Source organism: Pseudomonas sp. FDAARGOS_380 (genome assembly GCF_002591235.1).
Lineage (GTDB): Bacteria > Pseudomonadota > Gammaproteobacteria > Pseudomonadales > Pseudomonadaceae > Aquipseudomonas > Aquipseudomonas salmasensis.
Map to the genome: position 1 here is coordinate 468157 of NZ_CP023969.1, position 16598 is coordinate 484754.

Here is a 16598-nt window from a genome sequence, read left to right on the forward strand (position 1 = left end):
TGTATTACTTGATCAGCCCGACCCGCGAGAAGTTCGGCAGGTGGCTGAGCTTGGGTTCCGGCCAACTCATCCAGACCGCGAAGGCTTTGCCGACAATGTTCTCGTCGGGCACCATGCCCAGCAGGTCCTTGGGAATGTTGGGGTCATCCCAATAGCGGCTGTCGTTGGAGTTGTCGCGGTTGTCGCCCATCATGAAGTAGTGCCCGGCAGGCACTTTCCACTGGCCATCCGGCATCGCACGGTAGCGGCTCATTTCCTTGCGGATCTGGTGCTCCACCGCGCCGAGTTTTTCCTGGTACAGCTCGGCGCTGCCCAAGGTATTCGGCTCGGCGCCCAACAGTTTCTCGGCCACCGACTCACCGTTGATGAACAGGCGCTTGTCGCTGGTGTAGCGCACCACGTCGCCCGGCAGGCCGACCACACGCTTGATGTAGTTGACGTTCGGGTCGCTTGGGTAGCGGAATACCATCACATCGCCGCGCTGCGGGTCACCCACCGGGATGACTTTCTTGTCGATCACCGGCAGGCGAATGCCGTAGGAAAACTTGTTCACCAGGATGAAGTCGCCCACGTCCAGGGTCGGTTTCATCGACCCCGAAGGGATCTGGAACGGCTCTACCAGAAACGAGCGCAGTACCAGCACGATGAACAACACCGGAAAGAACGACTTGCCGTACTCAACCAGCAAGGGCTCTTTGTTCAGCTTCTCGACCACCACCGCATCGGGCTGGCTGACGCTGCCCTGATAGGAAGCGATGGCCGCCCGACGACGCGGGGCGAAGAACACCAGATCGAGCAACGCCAGGAGACCACAGACGGCAACGGCAATGACCAGCAACAGCGGGAAATTTAGTGACATAGGACCTAACTATCCAACCTGAGCACCGCAAGGAAGGCTTCTTGTGGAATTTCCACGTTGCCTACTTGCTTCATGCGTTTTTTACCGGCCTTTTGCTTCTCAAGCAGCTTGCGCTTACGGCTTACGTCACCGCCGTAGCATTTGGCCAGTACGTTCTTTCTGAGAGCCTTGACGGAAGTCCGCGCAATGATCTGCCCGCCAATGGCGGCCTGGATCGCGACGTCGAACATCTGGCGCGGAATCAGTTCCTTCATCTTCTCGGTCAGTTGGCGACCTTTGTAGTGCGCGTTGTCCTTGTGCACGATCAGTGCCAAGGCATCTACCTTGTCGCCGTTGATCAGCACATCCAGTTTCACCAGATTAGCCGATTGGTAACGATCGAAATGGTAGTCCAGCGAAGCATAGCCGCGACTGGTGGACTTGAGACGGTCGAAGAAGTCCAGGACCACTTCGTTCATCGGCAAATCGTAGGTCACTTGCACCTGGGTACCGAGGAACAGCATGTCGTGCTGTACGCCACGCTTTTCGATACACAAGGTAATCACGTTGCCCAGGTGTTCCTGCGGCACAAGGATATTGGCGCGCACGATGGGCTCGCGCATGTCTTCAATGGAAGACAGGTCTGGGAGCTTGGACGGGTTGTCGACGTAAATCGTTTCACCGGTTTTCAGCGCCAGCTCAAAAATAACGGTCGGTGCAGTGGTGATCAGGTCCAGGTCGTATTCGCGCTCAAGGCGCTCCTGGATGATTTCCATGTGCAGCATGCCCAGGAACCCGCAGCGGAAGCCGAAGCCCAGGGCGTCGGAGCTTTCCGGGGTGTACTGCAACGACGAGTCGTTGAGGGTCAGTTTTTGCAGGGCTTCGCGGAAATCTTCGAAGTCATCGGAGCTGACCGGGAACAGACCGGCATAGACCTGAGGCTGAATGCGCTTGAAACCCGGCAGCACATCGACGTCAGGGGTGGAGCTCAAGGTCAGGGTGTCACCGACCGGCGCACCATGGATGTCCTTGATACCGGCGATGATGAAGCCTACTTCACCGGCTTTCAGGTCAACGGTGGCGGTGTGTTTCGGGTTGAATACACCGACGCTGTCCACCAGGTGGATCTTGCCGGTGGACTTGACCAAAATCTTGTCGCCCTTCTTCACCCGGCCATGGCGCACACGTACCAGGGAGACAACGCCCAGGTAGTTGTCGAACCAGGAGTCGATGATCAACGCTTGCAGCGGATCTTCGATGTTGCCGGTGGGGGCCGGAATGGTCTTGACCAGGCGCTCGAGCACTTCGTCGACGCCCAGGCCGGTCTTGGCGCTGCACTCGACGGCGTCGGTGGCGTCAATACCGATGATTTTTTCGATTTCTTCCTTCACCCGGTCCGGATCGGCTTGTGGCAAGTCGATTTTGTTCAGCACCGGCATCACTTCCAGGCCTTGCTCGATGGCGGTGTAGCAGTTGGCCACGGACTGGGCTTCAACGCCCTGGCCTGCGTCCACTACCAGCAACGCGCCTTCGCAGGCCGCCAGCGAACGGCTGACTTCGTAGGTGAAGTCAACGTGGCCCGGGGTGTCAATGAAGTTCAGCTGGTACTTGATACCGTCTTTGGCGGTGTAATACAGAGTAACGCTGTGGGCCTTGATGGTGATCCCGCGCTCGCGTTCGAGGTCCATGGAATCCAGTACCTGGGCTTCCATTTCACGCTCGGCAAGGCCACCGCACATCTGGATAAATCGATCGGCCAGCGTCGACTTGCCATGGTCAATGTGGGCGATGATGGAGAAATTGCGGATATGACTCAAATCACTCACGGATCAACACTCAAAAAGGCTGCAGGCAGATTGCCCGCTGAAAAATAGCCGGGAATTGTACCTGATGCTCAGGCCAGACGTCATCTTTGCTGACCAATACAAAAAAGCCCCGTTTCCACGGGGCTTGTTACTGTAGGAGCGAGCTTGCTCGCGAAGATCACCAACGATAACGCGCTTATCCTGGATAAACGCGGCGTTTCGTAGATTTTCGCGAGCAAGCTCGCTCCTACAGGGAGGGGCATTATGCGAGCGCGGCTTCAACCGGCCCGGCGCAGCAGCCAGAACCCGGCCACGGCACAAATAGCTGTTGGCACCAGCACCGCAAACAGCGGCGAGAAGCCGAATACCAGGCTTGAAGGCCCGAGCAAATCCTGGGCGATGCGGAAGGTGAAGCCCACCAGCACACCGGTAAATACCCGCTGGCCCAGGGTCACGGAGCGCAATGGCCCGAAAATGAAGGAGATCGCCATCAACACCAAGGCGGCGGTAACCACTGGTTGCAAGACTTTCACCCAGAACGCCAGCCAGTAACGGCCATTGTTCAAACCCTGCTCCTTGAGGTAGTGGATATAGCTCCACAACCCGGAGATCGGCAGGGCTTCCGGCACCATCACCACGGTATTGAGCAATTCCGGCTTGAGGGCGATATCCCACTGCTCAGTCGGCACATTCACCACTTCGGTGCTGGACTGGGTGCCCTGGCCCACGTTACGAAAGTGCGTGGTGGTGACGTCGCTCAGTTGCCATTGTTCGCCACTGTACTGCGCGCGCTTGGCGAAGCTGGACGACAACATGTGCCGCTCTTTGTCGAAGGTGTAGCGGGTCACCCCGATCAACAAGCCACCCGGTTGCACGGCGTTGATGTGGATGAACTCGTCACCCTGGCGGTGCCACAGGCCGTGCTTGGCGCTTTGCGCATCGCCCGAACCCTGGGCCAGGGCGCGATTGGCCTGGGCGGTGGCTTCGGCCGGTGGCGCGACGTATTCACCGATCAGCACGCTGCACGCCATCAGCAGCAGCATCGGTTTCATGACCGCCCAGACGATACGGCCGATGGAAACCCCAGCGGCGCGCATGATGGTCAGCTCGCTGTTGCTGGCCAGGGTGCCCAGGCCGATCAGGCAGCCAATCAGCGCGGCCATTGGCATCATGTCGTAGAGACGACGCGGTGCGGTCAGTGCCACGTAGCTCAGCACGTCCGTGACCGTGTAGGTGTCGGTGACGTTGCCCACTTCATCAATGAAGGCGAACAGCAAGGCCAGGCCAAGGATGATGCCCAGTACCGCCAGGATGGCGATCAGTACGCTAATGCCGATGTAGCGATCAAGCTTAGCCACGAGCCAACTCCTTCAGGCCACGACGGCTCTTCATTTTCAAACGGATAGGTTCCCAATAGAGCAGCCCCAGGCCGATCATCAGGAAAACCCCGTGCACCCACCACAGGCCCAGGGCCGGCGGCAACTTGCCCTTCTCCAGGGAGCCACGGGCAGAAATCAGGATGGTCAGGTAGGCCATGTACAGCAGGATCGCCGGCAGCAACTTGAGGAAACGCCCCTGGCGCGGGTTGACGCGCGACAGCGGCACGGCCATCAGGGTCACGATAAACACCAGCAGCGGCAGGGACAGGCGCCATTGCAGCTCGGCGATGGAGCGCAGTTCCGGGCTGCCGAACAGCGATGAGGTGGGCAGTGCGTCGCGGTCGGTGACCTCGTCACTGATCTCGGCCTTGGGCAGCATGACGCCATAGGTGTCGTACTTGATGGCGCGATAATCCGCCAGGCCCGGGCTGCCGTCGTAGCGGTAGCCGTTTTCCAGGATCAGGTAGCGGTTGCCATCGGGGCGGATTTCCTGGCGCCCGCTGTCGGCCACCAGAATGGTAATGCCACGGTCTTTCTGGTTCTGGCCGAGGTTCTTCTGGGAAATGAACACGCCGCCGAGGTTGGAACGGTCGTCGGTCATGGTTTCGGTGTAGGTCACCCGCGAACCGTCGCTGAGCGCCTGGAAGCGACCGGGCTCGAGGGTGTCGAACTCCGTCATCGCATCCTGTTTGTTCAGCAGCAGCTGGAATTGCATGGCCCCCTGGGGCGCCAGGCTCATGCTCAACCAGGCCACCACCAGGGCGACACCGGCGGCAGGCACCATGGTCATGGCCAGCAGGCGCTGCTGGCTCATGCCGGTGGCCGACAGCACGGTCATCTCGCTTTCCAGGTACAGCCGGCCATAGGCCAGCAATATGCCAAGAAACAGGCCAAGCGGCAGGATCAACTGGAGCATGCCGGGCATCCGGTAGCCCATGATCAGGAACAGTGAGCCCGGATCCAGGGCGCCAGCGGCGGCTTGGGCCAGGAACTTGACGAAACGACCACTCATGATGATGACCAGCAACACCGCACTCACGGCACTCAGGGTCAACAGGACTTCGCGGGACAGATAACGGAAGACAATCAAACCAGACACTCCAGGGTTGTCAGGCTAAGGCGGCCAAACAAGCAAGCATACCGAGTCGACCCGTTTACCACGGGCCGGCTAAAAAGATGGCGCATTATCCTGTGATTGACCGCGCCTGTCACGGAGCTTACTCATGCGCACGCACAAAGCGTGCGCCAAGGGTTGTCAGGCTCCGCTGGCGAGGTTCAAACTGCGGCCTTTGTCGCTGGCGGTTTACAACGCTGCCGAGCTTTAAAGCCGGAGTACAAGCTCCCGGCTCACAGACCTTGATAAGGGACCCGAAAATGGAATTGGTTGTAAAAAGCGTTAGCCCCGAAACGTTGAAAACCGCCACCCTCGTGGTCGCTGTCGGCGAAGGCCGCACACTCGGCGTCGCCGCCAAGCAACTGGATGAACTGAGCGGCGGCGCTATCAGCGCGGTGCTCAAGCGCGGCGACCTGGCCGGCAAAGTCGGCCAGAGCCTGCTGCTGCAGAGCCTGCCCAACCTTAAGGCCGAGCGCGTTTTGCTGGTGGGCGTGGGCAAGGATGCCGAACTGGGCGACCGTCCGTTTCGCAAGATCGTCAGCGGCATCCTCACCACCCTCAAGGGCCTGGGCGGCAGCGATGCGGTGCTGGCACTGGATGAAATCGTGGTCAAGGGCCGCGACAGCTACGGCAAGACCCGCCTGCTGGCCGAGTCGCTGGTAGACGGCGGCTATATTTTCGACCAGTTCAAGAGCCAGAAAGCCGAACCCCGCGCCCTGAAGAAAATCACCCTGCTGACCATCAAGGCCGCCCAGGCTGAAGTTCAGCGCGCCGTCACCCACGCCCAGGCCATCGCCAACGGCATGTCGTTCACTCGCGACCTGGGCAACCTGCCGCCGAACATCTGCCACCCGACATTCTTGGGCGAACAGGCCAAGGCCTTGGGCAAAGAGTTCAAGGGCTTGAAGGTTGAAGTGCTGGACGAGAAGAAGATCAAAGACCTGGGCATGGGCTCGTTCTATGCCGTGGGCCAGGGCAGCGACCAGCCGCCACGCCTGATCGTGATGCAATACAACGGCGGCAAGAAGTCCGAGAAGCCTTACGCCCTGGTAGGTAAAGGCATCACCTTCGACACCGGCGGCATCAGCCTCAAGCCGGGCGCCGGCATGGACGAAATGAAGTACGACATGGGCGGCGCCGCCAGCGTGTTCGGTACCTTGCGTGCGGTGCTTGAGCTCAAGCTGCCGATCAACCTGGTGTGCATTTTGGCCTGTGCCGAGAATATGCCGAGCGGCGGTGCTGCGCGCCCGGGCGATATCGTCACCACCATGAGCGGCCAGACTGTGGAGATCCTCAACACCGACGCCGAAGGCCGTCTGGTGCTGTGCGACGCCCTCACCTACGCCGAGCGCTTCAAGCCCCAGGCCGTGATCGACATCGCCACTCTGACCGGTGCCTGCATCGTGGCCCTGGGCTCCCACACCTCAGGCCTACTGGGCAACAACGACGAACTGATCGAGCAACTGCTCAGCGCTGGCAAGGCTGCCGACGACCGCGCCTGGCAACTGCCGCTGTTCGATGAGTACCAGGAACAGCTCGACAGCCCGTTCGCTGACATCGCCAACATCGGTGGCCCGAAAGCCGGCACCATCACCGCGGCCTGCTTCCTGTCGCGCTTTGCCAAGAACTTCAACTGGGCTCACCTGGACATCGCCGGCACGGCCTGGACCAGCGGCGGCAAGGACAAGGGCGCCACTGGCCGTCCGGTACCCCTGCTGACCCAATACCTGCTGGATCGCGCCAAAGCTTAAGCGGCCCCGGCCCTTTTGTAGGAGCGAGCTTGCTCGCGAAGATCGCCTTTGACAACGCGTTCATTCTGGATGAACGCGGTGTCCTCTGGTTTTTCGCGAGCAAGCTCGCTCCTACAGGGGGTAATCAGGTCAGCCTCAGGATTTCCAATGCCCCAAGTCGACTTCTATATATTGCCCAGCGCCGATCCTCTCGCGCGCCTGGACTTTGCCTGCAAACTCACCGAAAAAGCCTGGCGCATGGGCCATCGCATCTACCTGCATTGCAGCGATGCCGCCCAACGTGACGAACTCGATGCCCGCCTGTGGCGCTTCAAGGGCGAGAGCTTCGTGCCCCACGGCCCCGCCGAATCCGAACCCGAAAGCCTGGTGGTGCTGGGTTTGGGGGATAATTGCGGCGATCACCATGATTTGCTGGTCAACCTCGACCTGAAAGTACCGGCCTTTGCCCAAGCGTTCGCCCGTGTGGCGGAAGTGGTGGTCGAAGACCCGGCTATTCGTCAGGCCGCGCGGGAGAGTTTCCGTTTCTACCGTGAACAGGGCTATCCTCTGCAAGATCACCGGCTACAACGACTTTGAGTACATGATGGACACTCCCAACCCGCTGAAAAAAGACGACCACCTGCTGGATGACCTGGAGTCGATCCGTCAGTTGCTGGGTGATGACAACCTGCAACCGCCGCTGCTGACCGACACGGTCGAGGGCGAGGTACAGATTCCGCTGTTGTTCGACATGGTCGGCGGCAAGCCTGCCGCTCCGGAACCTGTGGTTGCAGAACCCGCTCCCGCCGCCGAAAAAGCCCCGGACGCGCTGTTGCTGCACCTGGACAACGAACTGCGCGCCGCTGCGCAATTGATCATGCAGGATGTGATCGATGACTTTGCCCCGCATATCGAGGCTGAGATCAAGCGTCGGATGGATGCGCGGATGGAGCGGTTGCTCGGCCAATACCAGAACTGAACCAGTCAAAGATCCCTTGTGGGAGCGGGCTTGCTCGCGAAAGCGGTGTGACAGTCAACAAAAGTACTGGCTGACATACCGCTTTCGCGAGCAAGCCCGCTCCCACATTTGTCATGTGTATGACTCAAGCCCAGTCTTCACCTCGCCCTACGCCCTATCCCCCGTTATACTTGCCGGCTTTCCTGAATAAATGCCAACTAGGGTCCCGCCGCGCATGGATAAGACCTACCAGCCCCACGCTATCGAAACTTCCTGGTACAACACCTGGGAGTCCGAGAACTATTTCGCCCCACAAGGTGCGGGCGACTCGTACACCATCATGATTCCGCCACCGAACGTCACTGGCAGCCTGCACATGGGCCATGGCTTCAACAATGCGATCATGGATGCGTTGATCCGCTTCCGCCGCATGCAGGGTCGCGACACCCTGTGGCAACCGGGCACCGACCACGCCGGTATCGCCACCCAGATGCTGGTGGAACGCCAACTGGAAGCCACCGGCCAGAACCGTCACGACCTGGGTCGCGAGAAATTCCTGGAGAAAGTCTGGGAATGGAAAGACCAGTCCGGCGGCAATATCAGCCGTCAGATCCGTCGCCTGGGTTCGTCCGTAGACTGGAGCCGCGAGCGTTTCACCATGGACGACGGCCTGTCCGAAGCCGTAAAAGAAGCCTTCGTGCGCCTGCACGAAGACGGCCTGATCTACCGCGGCAAGCGCCTGGTCAACTGGGACACCAAGTTGCACACGGCGATTTCCGACCTCGAAGTGGAAAACCACGACGAGAAAGGCTTCCTGTGGAACCTCAAGTATCCGCTGGCCGACGGTGCCAAGACCGCTGAAGGCAACGATTACCTGATCGTCGCCACCACCCGTCCGGAAACCATGCTCGGCGATGCCGCCGTCGCCGTTAACCCGAACGACGAGCGCTACCAGGCGCTGATCGGCAAGTTCGTCGAACTGCCCTTGGTTGGCCGCCGTATCCCGATCATCGCGGACGACTATTGCGATCCTGAATTCGGCACCGGCTGCGTGAAAATCACCCCGGCCCACGATTTCAACGACTATGAAGTCGGCAAGCGCCACAACCTGCCGCTGCTGAACATCTTCGACAAAAATGCCGCCGTATTGCCGGCCTGCCAGGTGTTCAACCTGGACGGCTCGCTCAACGACAGCATCGACGGCAAGATCCCGGCTGAATACGCAGGCCTCGACCGTTTTGAAGCGCGCAAGCAGATCGTTGCCGCCTTCGACGCCGCCGGTTTGCTGGTCAGCGTCGACGACCACGGCCTCAAAGTGCCCAAGGGCGACCGCTCCGGCACCGTGATCGAGCCGTGGCTGACCGACCAGTGGTACGTGTCCACCAAGCCGCTGGCCGAGCCTGCGATTGCTGCCGTCGAAGATGGCCGCATCCAGTTCGTGCCTAAACAGTACGAAAACATGTACTTCTCGTGGATGCGTGACATCCAGGACTGGTGCATCAGCCGTCAGCTGTGGTGGGGCCACCGTATTCCGGCCTGGTACGACGAGTCGGGCAAGGTCTATGTAGGCCGCGACGAAGCCGAAGTGCGCGCCAAGCACAACCTCGGCGCGGACATCGCGCTGCAACAGGACAACGACGTACTGGACACCTGGTTCAGTTCGGGCCTGTGGACCTTCTCTACCCTGGGCTGGCCGCAGCAGACCGAGTTCCTGAAGAAATTCCACTCCACCGACGTGCTGGTCACCGGCTTCGACATCATTTTCTTCTGGGTTGCCCGGATGATCATGCTCACCATGCACCTGGTGAAGAACGAAGACGGCACCCCGCAGGTACCGTTCAAGACCGTGTACGTACACGGCCTGGTACGCGATGGTCAGGGCCAGAAGATGTCCAAGTCCAAGGGCAACGTCCTGGACCCACTGGATATCATCGACGGCATCGACCTGGAAACCCTGGTGCAGAAACGCACCTCGGGCCTGATGCAGCCGAAACTGGCGAAAAAGATCGAGAAGCAGACCCGCGACGAGTTCGCCGACGGCATCGCCAGCTACGGCACCGACGCCCTGCGCTTCACCTTCTGCTCGCTGGCCTCCACCGGTCGCGACATCAAGTTCGACATGGGCCGCGTCGAAGGCTATCGCAACTTCTGCAACAAGATCTGGAACGCGGCGCGCTACGTGCTGGACAAAGGCGAAGACTGCGGCCAGAACGGCGAAGCCGTTGAACTGAGCCTGGCGGATCGCTGGATCATCTCGCAGTTGCAGCGCACCGAAGCCGAAGTGACCCGCCAGCTCGACCAGTTCCGTTTCGACCTGGCCGCCCAGGCCCTGTACGAGTTCATCTGGAACCAGTATTGCGACTGGTACCTGGAACTGTCCAAGCCGGTGCTGTGGGACGAAAACGCGCCGGTCGAGCGCCAGCGCGGCACCCGTCGCACCCTGGTGCGTGTGCTGGAAGTGGCGTTGCGCCTGGCGCACCCGTTCATGCCGTTCATCACCGAAGAAATCTGGCAGCGCCTGGCGCCGCTGGCCGGTATCGAAGGCAAGACCATCATGCTGCAACCTTGGCCGGTGGCCAACGAAGCGCGCATCGATGAGGCAGCCGAAAGCGATATCGAATGGCTCAAGACCCTGATGCTCGGCACACGTAACATCCGCGCCGAGATGAACATCGGGCCGGGCAAGCCGTTGGCCGTGTTCGTCAAGAACGCCAGTGCCGAAGACCAGCGTCGCCTCAGCGAGAACGATGCGCTGCTCAAGAAGCTGGCCAAGCTGGAGTCGATCACCGTATTGGCTGCCGGTGCCGAAGCACCGCTGTCCGCCACTGCGTTGGTGGGTGAAATGGAAGTGCTGGTGCCAATGGCCGGGCTGATCGACAAGGGTGCGGAACTGGCCCGTCTCGACAAGGAAATTGCGCGCCTGCAAGGCGAAGTGCAACGAGTGGGCGGCAAGCTGTCCAACGCGGCGTTCGTCGACAAGGCGCCGGCTGAAGTGATCGAGAAGGAACGCGCCAAACTGGCCGAGGCTGAACAGGCCTTGGGCAAGCTGGCGGAGCAACATGCGCGGATTTCCAGCCTGTAAGGCTGGCGCCGTGTGAAAAAAGAGACCTTCGGGTCTCTTTTTTTTGGAGTTTGAAACCCAATCATTGTGGGAGCGGGCTTGCTCGCGAATACGGTGTATCAGAAGCCCATTCGGTGACTGACACCCCGCCTTCGCGAGCAAGCCCGCTCCCACATTTAACCGAGGCGAACATCGGAATGTGTGACAATACTCGTCACTTTTGAAATAACCCCAGAATCGACGCAGACAATGACCGCCCCCAGCACGCCCAAACCACCGCGCAAGAAGCCTAAAACCGCCGCCACGGCCAAACCCGTCGCGCCGCGCAAAGAGGCCACCCTGCACCCGCGCAACCGCCACACGGGCCGTTACGACTTCCCGGCGCTGATCAAGACCACGCCTGAATTGGCCAAATTCGTGATCATCAATCCCTACGGCAAAGAGAGCATCGACTTCGCCAGCCCGGATGCGGTGCGGGTGTTCAACCGGGCGTTGCTCAAGTCGTTCTATGGCATCCAGCATTGGGATATCCCGGCCGATTACCTGTGCCCGCCGGTGCCGGGGCGTGCTGACTACGTGCATTTCCTCGCCGACCTGCTCGCCAGCGTCAACGACGGCAAGATCCCGCGCGGTTCTATCGTCAAGGTGCTGGACGTCGGTATGGGCGCCAACTGCGTCTACCCACTGATTGGCTATATGGAGTACCGCTGGAACTTCCTCGGCTCGGAGGTCGACCCGATCGCTGTGTCCGCCGCCAAGGCCATCGTGCAATCCAACGACCTGAGCAAGGTCATCCAACTGCGCCAGCAACCCAACCCCAAGCAGATCCTGTTGGGCCTGCTGGAACCGGGTGAGCGCTTTGACCTTACGATGTGCAACCCGCCCTTCCATGCGTCCATGGACGAAGCCACCAAAGGCAGCGAGCGTAAATGGCGCGCCTTGGGCAAGGCCGACCCGAAACGCAAATTGCCGGTGCTCAACTTCGGTGGTCAATCGGCCGAACTGTGGTGTGAGGGCGGCGAGGCGCGGTTTGTGACGCAGTTGATCGCCGAAAGCGCGCACTTTGCGCATAAAGTGCTGTGGTTCAGCACCCTGGTGTCCAAAGCCTCCAACTTGCCGGCGATCGAAACGGCGCTGAAAAAAGCCGGCGTGCTGGAAAGCCAGGTGGTGGAGATGTCCCAGGGGCAGAAGCAGAGCCGCTTTGTGGCCTGGACGTTCCAGACCAAGAACGAGCAGCAGATCTGGCGCCAGCGCTGGGTTCGATAAGCCCGCCACACAATAAAATCGCAGGCAATAAAAAACCGTGCCCGGATCACTCCGAAGCACGGTTTTTTTTGCTGCGTCTTACTTGTTAACAGCGTCGGTCAGGCCTTTAGCCACAACCAGCTTGATAACTTTCTTGGCAGCGATTTCGATGGCAGCGCCAGTCGAAGGATTACGGCCAGTACGGGCAGGACGCTCGGTCACTTTCAGTTTGCCAACGCCTGGCAGAGTGATTTCGCCGCCATTTTCCAGCTGATCAGCAACAACTTGGCTCAGTTGGTCCAGCAGAGCACGCACGGTAGTTTTCGGTGCGTCTACTGCTTCAGCCAGGTCAGCGATCAGTTGGTCTTTAGTAATAGCCATTGTGGTGTTCCTTCCCTATCAAATTCATATGGATTGCAGAGTGCAGTGTCAGCCGTCGAGCCCGACCGTCATGGCCTGGCATCCCCGGCCATAACCACGGAGATCGGGGTTATAGATGCTTGAAACGGGGATTGGTTCGACCTGACAAATGCTGAATGCACGCTTAACGCCGAGACGTGGCGTAAGACGGGGCAAAACTAGCACAGAGACGGGGAAATATCCGCCTCAACATACCCATTTGGTCAGCTTTATCGCTCTAAACCGTGAAAAAAAGGCATATGGCCAGTCGGAGGGCGTGCAAAATGCCGTTCGGGGCACGTCTTGACCAATGGGTGCGGTACACTGGGCGACTTTTCGGGGAGGCCAACCGCTCCCCCTTCAACCAGCCGAGAAGCCTATGCCGATCCGTCATTGCATCGTCCACCTGATCGACAAAAAACCCGACGGCACACCCGCAGTTCTTCACGCCCGCGACACGGAACTGGCCGAGTCCGCCGCCATCGAGAACATGCTTGCCGACCTCAACGAAAGCTACAACGCCAAACAAGGCAAGGCCTGGGGTTTCTTCCATGCCGAGTCCGGCGCGCACCCGTTCAGTGGCTGGTTGAAGGACTACTTTGACGGTGGCCAGGACTTCACCACCTTCAGCCGCACGGCGGTTGAGCACCTGCAAAAGCTGATGGAGGAATCCAACCTCTCCACCGGCGGCCACGTGCTGTTTGCCCACTACCAGCAAGGCATGACCGACTACCTGGCCATCGCCCTGCTGCACCACAGCGAAGGCGTGGCGGTGACCGACGAGCTGGACGTGACGCCCTCGCGCCACCTGGACCTGGGCCAGTTGCACCTGGCGGCGCGTATCAACGTCTCCGAGTGGCAGAACAACAAGCAGTCCAAGCAGTACATCTCCTTCATCAAAGGCAAGAACGGCAAGAAGGTCTCGGAGTATTTCCGCGATTTTATCGGCTGCCAGGAAGGCGTCGACGGCCCGGGCGAAACCCGCACCCTGCTCAAGGCGTTCAGTGACTTCGTAGAAAGCGAAGACCTGCCCGACGAGTCCGCCCGCGAGAAAACCAAGACCCTGGTGGACTACGCCAGCAGCCAGGCCAAGCTCGGCGAACCCATGGGCCTGGAAGAGCTCTCCGGGTTGATCGATGAAGATCGGCCAAAAGCCTTCTACGACCATATCCGCAACAAGGATTACGGCCTGTCGCCGGAAATCCCGGCCGACAAACGCACCCTCAACCAGTTCCGCCGCTTCACCGGGCGCGCCGAGGGCCTGTCCATCAGCTTTGAAGCGCACCTGCTGGGCGACAAGATCGAGTATGACGAAGCCGCCGGCACCTTGATCATCAAGGGCCTGCCGACCCAACTGACCGACCAGCTCAAGCGACGTAACTGATGCTGGGCGGGGTGCTCAAGAAAGTCCTGCTGGTATTGCTGGTGGTGGTTGCGATCCAGAACTGGGGCAAGGTCGAGCGGCTGTTCAACCCGTCCCAGGTAGCGCCGGAGCAGGTACGCGCCTCAGCGCGGGTGGTGCTCTATGCCACCGAGTGGTGTGGGTACTGCAAGCAGATCCGGCGTTTTCTGGACCAGAAGGGTATCCCGTACCAGACCGTCGATATCGAGAAGGATGCCCAGGTGCGCAGGGCGTATGAGGCGCTGGGCGGTGGTGGGATTCCGTTTGTGGATGTGAACGGCACCTTGATTCGCGACTACAACCCTGAAGCGATCATGGCTGCATTGAAGTAACACACTATCAAATGTGGAAGCTGGCTTGCCTGCGATGGCGGTGTAACAGGTTCAATACCTGTGACTGACATACTGCTATCGCAGCATAGGTATCTACACAACTTCGGGTATTGCGCCGAACCTGTGGCGAGGGAGCTTGCTCCCGTGACGGCCTGACTGCCAGCGACTCTCTAAATGATACAACGCGATCCAAATGTGGGAGCGGGCTTGCTCGCGAAGGCGGCCTGACAGTCAACACAGTTGGATTGTGTACATATCCATTGCTGCGGTAACGGCCACTTAGGGTTCCGCCCTGACGGCGGCTCACTTTTGAAAAGCGCAAAAGTAAGCAAAACGCTCTTGCCCCACCACTCGGCACCTCGCTTAGGCTCGGTGTGCCCGTAATCCGCCAGTGATTTGGGGGGCCGCCGCCACGCGCCATCCATGGCGCGGGGCGGCTAAACCGGCATCCCTGCCGGTTTACCCCCCAAATCCCTGTCGAATTCCGGCCAGCGTGGTTTAACGGGGCGCCTAAGATCAAGATCACAAGCAGATCAAGAGCAAGATCAAGAGCGGCTCGCTTCGCATCGTGGTTACCGTTGGCTGCTACAACCTACAAAATTGTGTAGATGCCTATGGCTATCGCAGGCAAGCCAGCTCCCACACACGTCAGCTCTGCACATTGGGCTTGGGGGTGGGCTTAGAAGTTGGCCACCAGCGACATCATCGCCGTGCGTGTCGAGCTGAGGTATTCCTTGCCTAACGGGTTCAGCAGCGAAAACCGCGACGCAAGCCTAGCGCAGCACAATCATGCGACCTAAAAGTATGTGCTGTTCAAAACCCAGCACCGCTTGCAAGGCGTTCAAGACCGCGACTGGGTCCTGGCTCGGAAAGCTGCCGCTGACGCGTTTGGCGGCCATGTCCTCGTTCAGCAGAAGAATGCGGCCGGGGTAATAACGCCGCAGGTCCTGGACCACCTCGGCCAGGGGTGCCTTGTAGTAGTTGAGCCAACCCTCGCGCCAGGCAAGGTGTGAGGCGCTGTCGACGCCATGCAAAGGAGCGGCAATGCCATGGGCGTAGGCCACTTGCTGGCCCGCGGTCAGCACCTGTTGCTGGCCCTGTTTTGAGGGCGTCACGCCGACACGGCCGGACAGCACAGTGACCTCGGCGCCGTCAGGTTGCAGGCGCACTTCAAACTGCGTTCCCAGTACCCGCGTTTCACCGCCGCTCGCCTCCACCACGAAGGGGTCGCCGGTGTGGGTCACGCTGAAAAAACCTGCACCACGGCGCAGTTGGATGTGCCGTTCGCCCTGGCTGAAATCCACGGCGATGGCGCTGTCGGCATCGAGGGTGACCTTGGATTGATCGGCCAGGGTGAAGGTCCTCACCTGCCCTGGCGCCGTCACATAATCGGCGCCCCATTCATCGACCCAGCGTGACGGCTGCCAACCGGCACCCATCGATACCATCAGCAGCAGGCAGGCGGCGACGGCCAAGGCACCGGACCAACGCGCTACCCGGGAGCGTTTGGAGGCGTTGATCGTATTGAGGTAGCCCTGCAAGGCGAGTGCGTCCTCGTCGGCCAGTTGGCGCGCTGGCACTTCGCTTAACTCCCAGAGCACCTGGGCTTGGGAGTACGCCTCGACGTGTGCGGGATCTGCGCGCAACCAGCGGCTGAACGTGGCCTGGTCGCCGCTGCTGGGCTGGTCATGCAGCAGGCTCAGCCAGTCGAGCGCGGCCTGTTCCTGGGCGGGCGTGGGCGTGACGTTCACGGGGCTTTCCCTGGCGTGCGTGGCGGCGAGGGTTCGCGAAGGCTGGCCTTGCAGGCTTCGAGGGCACGCATCATATGTTTTTCTACGGCGCTTTGGGACAGGCCCATGGCCTTGGCGATTTCGGCGTACTTGCGCCCGTGAATGCGGTTAAGCAGGAAAATCTGGCGGGTACGCTCGGGCAAGCTGCGCAAGGCGGCTTCCACATGGCGCAGATCATTGCCCGCCTCCAGCGCCGCCTGGGGTTCGCAGCCTTGATTGTCTGACTGCTCGGGCAGCCAGCCTTCACTGCTGCGCGCCCGAGCGCCTTCGCTGCGCAGGTGGTCGATGGCGATGTTGCCAGCGCAGCGCAGCAGGTAGGTGCTGAGCTCTTCGACCTGCACCAGCGGGCGACGCCAGAAGCGCAGGAACAAATCCTGCACCAAGTCGGCTGCCGTAGCGCGACACCCCACACGGCGGCTGACCAACGCCTCCATTTGCGAACGCTGGGACAAAAACACCTGCAAAAAATGCGCACGCCCACCGGCCGCCTCCGCGTGCGGATTATCCTGGGGATTGGGCGGTGGGTTGATCCTGATCATGGCCGG

The 16598-nt window shown here is 60.3% G+C and carries 14 protein-coding genes; 7 read left to right on the top strand and 7 right to left on the bottom strand.

Annotated elements, in window-relative coordinates:
* Nucleotides 1-4: 4 nt before the first annotated feature.
* The 4 genes from lepB to lptF form a co-directional block, all read right to left on the bottom strand.
* Entirely contained in the window at nt 5-859 is an 855-nt protein-coding gene (gene lepB / locus CRN80_RS02315; RefSeq protein ID WP_003188855.1) for a signal peptidase I, read from the bottom strand.
* Nucleotides 860-864: 5 nt separating this feature from the next.
* Nucleotides 865-2664, bottom strand: coding sequence for a translation elongation factor 4 (gene lepA, locus CRN80_RS02320; RefSeq protein ID WP_029297480.1), 1800 nt, complete (start codon nt 2662-2664; stop codon nt 865-867).
* A 257-nt stretch (nt 2665-2921) separates the two neighbouring features.
* On the bottom strand, nt 2922-4001 hold the full coding sequence (gene lptG, locus CRN80_RS02325; protein WP_003188851.1) for an LPS export ABC transporter permease LptG: 1080 nt from the start codon (nt 3999-4001) through the stop codon (nt 2922-2924).
* Nucleotides 3994-5112: an LPS export ABC transporter permease LptF gene (gene lptF, locus CRN80_RS02330; RefSeq protein WP_003188848.1), complete on the bottom strand. Its 1119-nt coding sequence runs from the start codon at nt 5110-5112 to the stop codon at nt 3994-3996. Before lptF ends, lptG begins: the two co-directional genes overlap by 8 nt.
* Nucleotides 5113-5396: 284 nt before the next feature.
* Here lptF and CRN80_RS02335 point away from each other — a divergent pair, with 284 nt between their 5' ends.
* The 5 genes from CRN80_RS02335 to rlmF all read left to right on the top strand — a co-directional run bounded on the left by CRN80_RS02335 (nt 5397) and on the right by rlmF (nt 12151).
* Entirely contained in the window at nt 5397-6887 is a 1491-nt protein-coding gene (locus tag CRN80_RS02335; protein WP_034128658.1) for a leucyl aminopeptidase, read from the top strand.
* Between the two features lie 147 nt (nt 6888-7034).
* Nucleotides 7035-7463: a DNA polymerase III subunit chi gene (locus tag CRN80_RS02340; protein ID WP_003188845.1), complete on the top strand. Its 429-nt coding sequence runs from the start codon at nt 7035-7037 to the stop codon at nt 7461-7463.
* 7 nt (nt 7464-7470) lie between these two features.
* A complete protein-coding gene (locus CRN80_RS02345) occupies nt 7471-7845 on the top strand; it encodes a DNA polymerase III subunit chi (RefSeq protein WP_098949482.1) in 375 nt (124 codons plus the stop codon).
* Between the two features lie 214 nt (nt 7846-8059).
* Nucleotides 8060-10906, top strand: a complete 2847-nt coding sequence (locus tag CRN80_RS02350) for a valine--tRNA ligase (protein WP_032893408.1) — start codon at nt 8060-8062, stop codon at nt 10904-10906.
* 228 nt (nt 10907-11134) lie between these two features.
* A complete protein-coding gene (rlmF, locus tag CRN80_RS02355; RefSeq protein WP_098949483.1) occupies nt 11135-12151 on the top strand; it encodes a 23S rRNA (adenine(1618)-N(6))-methyltransferase RlmF in 1017 nt (338 codons plus the stop codon).
* A 78-nt stretch (nt 12152-12229) separates the two neighbouring features.
* On the opposite strand, the gene CRN80_RS02360 is transcribed toward rlmF, so the two are convergent.
* Nucleotides 12230-12511 carry an HU family DNA-binding protein gene (locus CRN80_RS02360; RefSeq protein WP_003188840.1) on the bottom strand — a complete coding sequence of 94 codons (282 nt, stop codon included), beginning with the start codon at nt 12509-12511 and terminating at the stop codon, nt 12230-12232.
* A gap of 397 nt (nt 12512-12908) precedes the next feature.
* Here CRN80_RS02360 and yejK point away from each other — a divergent pair, with 397 nt between their 5' ends.
* Both yejK and CRN80_RS02370 read left to right on the top strand, forming a co-directional pair.
* Nucleotides 12909-13913 (top strand): nucleoid-associated protein YejK, encoded by a 1005-nt coding sequence (gene yejK / locus CRN80_RS02365; RefSeq protein WP_032893412.1) that lies wholly within the window; start codon nt 12909-12911, stop codon nt 13911-13913.
* Entirely contained in the window at nt 13913-14263 is a 351-nt protein-coding gene (locus CRN80_RS02370) for a glutaredoxin family protein (RefSeq protein ID WP_032893414.1), read from the top strand. The genes yejK and CRN80_RS02370 overlap by 1 nt, the downstream gene beginning before the upstream one ends.
* A gap of 773 nt (nt 14264-15036) precedes the next feature.
* On the opposite strand, the gene CRN80_RS02380 is transcribed toward CRN80_RS02370, so the two are convergent.
* The gene (locus tag CRN80_RS02380) at nt 15037-16014 is read right to left on the bottom strand and encodes a FecR family protein (RefSeq protein ID WP_098949485.1); all 978 of its coding nucleotides are present in this window, start codon (nt 16012-16014) and stop codon (nt 15037-15039) included.
* Nucleotides 16011-16589, bottom strand: coding sequence for an RNA polymerase sigma factor (locus CRN80_RS02385; RefSeq protein ID WP_032897601.1), 579 nt, complete (start codon nt 16587-16589; stop codon nt 16011-16013). Before CRN80_RS02385 ends, CRN80_RS02380 begins: the two co-directional genes overlap by 4 nt.
* Between the last annotated feature and the right edge of the window lie 9 nt (nt 16590-16598).

What these genes read in the sequence shown, in the direction of transcription:
- CRN80_RS02360 (WP_003188840.1), bottom strand. Translation starts at nt 12,511, where the DNA reads ATGGCTATTACTAAAGACCAACTGATCGCTGACCTGGCTGAAGCAGTA.
- CRN80_RS02370 (WP_032893414.1), top strand. Translation starts at nt 13,913, where the DNA reads ATGCTGGGCGGGGTGCTCAAGAAAGTCCTGCTGGTATTGCTGGTGGTG.
- CRN80_RS02350 (WP_032893408.1), top strand. Translation starts at nt 8,060, where the DNA reads ATGGATAAGACCTACCAGCCCCACGCTATCGAAACTTCCTGGTACAAC.
- CRN80_RS02335 (WP_034128658.1), top strand. Translation starts at nt 5,397, where the DNA reads ATGGAATTGGTTGTAAAAAGCGTTAGCCCCGAAACGTTGAAAACCGCC.
- rlmF (WP_098949483.1), top strand. Translation starts at nt 11,135, where the DNA reads ATGACCGCCCCCAGCACGCCCAAACCACCGCGCAAGAAGCCTAAAACC.
- lepB (WP_003188855.1), bottom strand. Translation starts at nt 859, where the DNA reads ATGTCACTAAATTTCCCGCTGTTGCTGGTCATTGCCGTTGCCGTCTGT.
- CRN80_RS02345 (WP_098949482.1), top strand. Translation starts at nt 7,471, where the DNA reads ATGGACACTCCCAACCCGCTGAAAAAAGACGACCACCTGCTGGATGAC.
- CRN80_RS02340 (WP_003188845.1), top strand. Translation starts at nt 7,035, where the DNA reads ATGCCCCAAGTCGACTTCTATATATTGCCCAGCGCCGATCCTCTCGCG.
- yejK (WP_032893412.1), top strand. Translation starts at nt 12,909, where the DNA reads ATGCCGATCCGTCATTGCATCGTCCACCTGATCGACAAAAAACCCGAC.